The 4,476-nt window shown below is 42.8% G+C and carries 4 protein-coding genes; 2 read left to right on the forward strand and 2 right to left on the reverse strand.

Annotation, left to right across the window (positions count from 1 at the left end; all coding sequences use genetic code 11):
- Positions 1-97 precede the first annotated feature (97 nt).
- Together CDZ78_RS14035 and CDZ78_RS14040 are read left to right on the forward strand one after the other, a co-directional pair.
- Complete coding sequence (locus CDZ78_RS14035; RefSeq protein WP_087870572.1) at positions 98-307, forward strand: hypothetical protein; 210 nt, start codon at positions 98-100, stop codon at positions 305-307.
- A complete protein-coding gene (locus tag CDZ78_RS14040) occupies positions 304-2,100 on the forward strand; it encodes a metallopeptidase domain-containing protein (protein WP_087870573.1) in 1,797 nt (598 codons plus the stop codon). Before CDZ78_RS14035 ends, CDZ78_RS14040 begins: the two co-directional genes overlap by 4 nt.
- 198 nt (positions 2,101-2,298) lie before the next feature.
- Here the strand turns inward: CDZ78_RS14040 and CDZ78_RS14045 are convergent, their stop codons facing one another.
- Together CDZ78_RS14045 and CDZ78_RS14050 are read right to left on the reverse strand one after the other, a co-directional pair.
- Complete coding sequence (locus CDZ78_RS14045; protein WP_140414073.1) at positions 2,299-3,117, reverse strand: hypothetical protein; 819 nt, start codon at positions 3,115-3,117, stop codon at positions 2,299-2,301.
- 250 nt (positions 3,118-3,367) lie between these two features.
- A complete protein-coding gene (locus tag CDZ78_RS14050; protein WP_087870575.1) occupies positions 3,368-4,138 on the reverse strand; it encodes a TatD family hydrolase in 771 nt (256 codons plus the stop codon).
- Between the last annotated feature and the right edge of the window lie 338 nt (positions 4,139-4,476).

Here is a 4,476-nt window from a genome sequence, read left to right on the forward strand (position 1 = left end):
GAAGGCGTAGGGCCGTTGTTTTGTCGGAATCGTAGCGCTAGCGTAGGTGGAGACAAAATAAAAGGCATTCCGAAACGCCGTCCAGTCATTTGAGGGAGTGTTACGAAGCCAGCACCGAGTTTACGATGGTAGTGGCGAAGTGGCACGTACGCAGGACGTCTGGGGCGCCGAAGGCATTAGCGGTCGCGTTAAGTTTTTGCCGCTTGCTTGGGCTGGGATGCCCAAAACAAGCTTTCGCAAAAATAGCGACTCCCCGCCACAGCAGAGCCACCAGAATGGGCAATATCAGGAGAAGCAGGCGAAGTGACTGGTGAGCTTGAAGTGCTCTATTTCGATGATTTCGAAAATCACCGTGGTGAACAACGCTATTTCGTTCATGACAAACGCCAAAACAAACGTTACCAACCTGAATTTCAGGGTGAACCGCCAGCAGGTGCCACTACAGGTTCCTTTGTCAGAGTCCGGGGGAAAGGCAACGATCAGCAAATTTTTATGGCAGCTAACGGCACCAACAGTTATGAGACACTGGCAGCGGCCAGCACGATGGTTAGTGGAGATCAGAAAACAATTGTTTTGGTGGCTGATTTCAATGATAAAGCCGTTTCCTGTCCTGTAGCGGACATTGAAGACCTTATGTTCACAGACTCTGATTTCCAATCTATCGACGACCTCTATCGTGAAACATCTCTTGATAAGATTCAATTTAGCGGGACAGTTGTCGGTCCTTTTTCAATTGATTATTCCAGTACCGATGCTTGTGATATCACAGCATGGGCTGATGCAATTGAAGCACAGGCCCAGGCCAGTAGCATCAACCTGGGCGAATATAACCGAAAAGTCTATGTGCTACCACCTAACAAATGCGGTTCTTATGGACTTAGCACGATAGGCGGCAACCCTAGTCGTTCATGGATCTTCAGGTGCGATGTACCAGATGTCTTTGCGCACGAACTGGGCCACGGTTTAGGGATGGGGCATGCGGGTAATACAATAGACGACTACGATGATATTTCAGATGTTATGGGTTATAGCGACCATGGGCTTCGTCAGATCAACGGCCCACATCAGGAACAAATGGGCTGGCGAGATCCACAACAAATCGTCGAAATTAATACTAATGGCATTTACGATATTGCTCCGCTGGAACTTGACTCCTCAGTAGCTAGCGCCCCCCAATTATTGAAAATTCGCAAACCTGATACGGCTGAATGGTATTACTTATCCTTCCGTCAAGCTATCGGTTTTGACCAGTCATTATCAAATAACTATTTGAGCGGTCTCAGCATACACCAACATGCAGGTAACGGTTCTACCAGTAAAACTGTCTGGAAAAATACATTGCTTGATGGTGAAAACTTTGCAGATAGTGTTAATAGCTTGTCCATTACCCAGCTCGCACACGATGAAAATAGTGTGACTATTCAAGTCTCATTACCTAATATTTGTACCCGCAACCAACCCACAGTCAGTTTAACGCCACAAAGCCAGACTGACCTTGCAGGAAGCACATTGTCTTATGACGTAAATATCACCAACAATGACTCAGCAAATTGCTCTGACAGTAGTTGGTCAGTGGCAACTCAGATTCCATCTGACTGGCCTGAAGTCTTGTCCAGTAATGAAATTACCATTGCGCCTGGTAGCAACACATCAATAAACTGGCAGGTAAGTTCAGCAGACTCGGCAGTGGATAATAACTATGCCTTAACTGTAGATCTAGTGGACGCTGGTACGATTACCCATGATAAAACCATGGCAGCCAATTATACCGTGACTACCCCCGGTGATACTCAGCCTCCCTCTGCTCCAACTGGGCTGACAGCAACTGCACAACGCAAAAAAATAATCGTAAGCTGGCAATCATCCACGGACAATATCGCTGTCGCCGGCTATAAGCTGTTTCGTAATGATATTCAGGTTGCCACCACGGCATCTATTAGTTATAGCGATGCTAGCCTGACCAGTGGGGAAACCTATGCTTACTATGCAGTGGCATTTGACGTAGCCAACAATCTCTCCTTATCCAGTAAAATTAGCAGTGTCACTTTTGGTAAGGGAGGAGGAGGCGGTAGCAGTAAAGGTGGTGGCAAAAAACGCTAACGTTAAAAACCTCAAGTGAATGTAATATAGTAAACTAAGATTGCTAATACCTTAAGGTAATGTCATAAACTGAAAGACTTCTTACCATCAAAAATCCCACCAACCCTAGTAGGTTGGTGGGATTTTCTGTTACTGAGCTCCGAATTTACTCACCCTAGACACGACATGATTAGCTCAGCTCGTTAGGATAATGGCAAACTATGGTGCTATATATCCATCAAAAACAATACCTTCGCCATTTTCTGAGAAAACATCACTGCCTACTACGGTGACTTCCGTAATTTGTCCCACTACTTCAGGCTCAGGATCAGTTTCATTAATAGTAATAATGCTGTCAACTCCATTATTGTCGATCGTATACGTAGCCGCAGAATCTTGAAGAAATACCAGTGTATCGTCTGGCGTATCGAACCCCAGAATTTGGTACGTCTCTTCGAAAGCGGAAAGGTCGATATCAAAAGTATCCCAGTCACTATCATTACCATCCAGTGTAAAATCAAACTCTGAGTCAAGGTCATTAGCAAACAGGTCAACAGCAAAGTTTGTGGTGGCTGAGTCACCGTCCGCATCAGTTAGGATTGATTGGAAGTCTATTAACATATCATTAGCAGGATTGTCCTCCTCAACTATAACCTCGATATAACCGATCTTTACTTCACCGAAGTCCATACTCAAATCAATATAGTCTATCTTTCCAATGGTGGGGTCTGCCATAATAACAATTGTTGGGTTAAATTGGCCTGGGTTTGCCGAGTCTTCCAAAGATATTAAATCACTTTCCTCGTCGATGATAAAGGGACCAGTAGTCGTTCCATCATCATAAGTGATGGTATAACTTATCTGATCATCACCGTTTAAGAATCGATTATTTCCAGTCCCTGTAATGGCAATATTTAATTGAGTAAAGTCATTTACTAACGGGTCGATGCGAAATTGCTCGTCAAAAAAGGTTTCGGTTGCATGAACACCATTAAATATATTATTACCAACACCGATGCCTTGGTTACTGATGTTCATTAAAGGAGTAGCAGTAGCAGTAGCACTATCGCTGTTCAGTGCCGTAAACTCAATCCTCTCAATAGGATCCTCCACAGTGGGAATAAACAACGTTTTCACTGGTTCCGGACCACTAGCTGCCAGTTTTCCATTTTGCGAGTTGAAAGTAATCGTTGAACCAAAGCCATCTGCCAAATCAAAGACATAGCTTCCATTGTTAATTTTTTATGGTTCCCAAGCTCTAGCCTTGGAACCATGAGAGCATTAAAATTTAAACACTAAACAAGCGCCTAAAATTCTCATTAGACTCCTGAGCTATCGTGTCTTTATCTGTCTCACGTAAATCTGCTATATATTGAGCGACATGTTGTACATAGATCGGATAATTAGATTTCCCTCGAAAAGGAACAGGTGCAAGATACGGTGAATCAGTTTCAATTAAGTATCGATCAGCGGGTACTTTTTTAGCTACTTCCTGAATGGCTTTGGCATTTTTAAAGGTGACAATACCGGAAAATGAAATATAAAAATTCAAATCCATCGCCTGTTGAGCAAACTCCCAGTCTTCGGTAAAACAATGAATTACTCCTCCCACTTCATCTGCACCCTGCTCTTTTAAGATACGTAAAGTATCTGCTGCTGCTTCACGGGTATGGATAATCAATGGCTTTTTAGTTGCTTTAGATGCTGCAATATGATTAACAAAGCGTTCATGCTGCCAGCTTAAGTCACCTTCGCTGCGAAAATAATCCAGCCCGGTTTCACCAATAGCAACTACCCTTTTATTGTCTACTAAAGCAATTAGTTCTTCTGCACTTGGATCTTGCCCTTCATCAACATTAGGGTGTACTCCCACAGATAAGGATATGTTCTGATAAGGTGCAACTAAATCACACATAGCCGGATAAGCTTCCAGGTCTATGCTGATACACAGCATATGTTCAATCTGGTTTGCTTCTGCTTCCTGCATAAAGCTAGAAAAGTCATTCTGGTAAGGGCTTAAATCGAGTTTATCAAGATGGCAATGAGAGTCTATTAACATGTTTGTTGTCACTAGTGAATTCTGGATAATGTTAATTATAACTTTTTTTACTTCACTCAGTTAGCCTGACACCCAGTATAATATGCTTTAGACGCCACAACGGCAGATTTCTAGTGACTGAATGCCGGTAGCTACGTTGCTGAAAAGTTACGTAGTCAACTATGCGCTTATTTCACCGCATCCATGACCGTGTGAATTATAAGTACCTGTGCATAATTATTTTAACATTTTGTTCTGCAAAAAAAGGAGTGCAATAGCTTTAGCTATTGCTGTTATTAGAAAAAAGCTAAAGCTTTTTTACTCCGGCTAGTTTTTGCATTTTATTAGTTTATTTATAC

This window comes from Bathymodiolus platifrons methanotrophic gill symbiont (assembly GCF_002189065.1).
In the GTDB taxonomy this organism is placed as follows: Bacteria; Pseudomonadota; Gammaproteobacteria; order Methylococcales; family Methylomonadaceae; genus Methyloprofundus.